This window comes from Herbiconiux daphne (assembly GCF_024979295.1).
Lineage (GTDB): Bacteria > Actinomycetota > Actinomycetes > Actinomycetales > Microbacteriaceae > Herbiconiux > Herbiconiux daphnes.
Window position 1 is genome coordinate 1 of the sequence record NZ_JANLCJ010000736.1, and the last position, 540, is coordinate 540.

Annotated in this window: 1 protein-coding gene; it reads left to right on the forward strand. The window is 43.0% G+C overall.

From position 1 onward, the window contains the following. Nucleotides 1-540 (forward strand): hypothetical protein (locus N1032_RS27415; RefSeq protein ID WP_259543875.1); only part of this gene is annotated, 540 nt, incomplete at both ends.

Here is a 540-nt window from a genome sequence, read left to right on the forward strand (position 1 = left end):
ACTAAAAGAAATTCTTGGTCTGGCACAACAGCAGTTTGATAAATCTGGTGGATTGGATGGTCAATGGATTGAACGTAACATGCCCGGTTTTACTCCTGAGATGGCTTCTGCTGTTAAACAGATGGCTGAATCAGGTCAGTTGAAAGACATTATTAGTCAGGTGAACGGTATTACTGATACAGCGGCTCAGAATGCTGCTATCGGTTCTCAGATTGAACAAGATTATGCCACTGGTAAACGTGACATTACAGCGAAGATGGTTAACGATACTTCATCTCAACTCTATGATAACGACATTGTTCGTGCTCAGAAAGAACAGATGCAACAGGAGTCAGCTGAAAACTATGCTGCTGCTATTCAAGATCTTAACCAGAAAGCTGGTGCAGCAGGTGCTATGGGTAACTCCCGTGCTGGTGTTGCTCAAGGTGTTATCTTTGGTAAATCAGAAAGTGATTATAATAAAGCTGCTCTTGAATTAGAAGCACAGACTCGACAAGGAGCACAGAAAGGTGCTCTGACAATCCTTGGTGGCAATCAGTC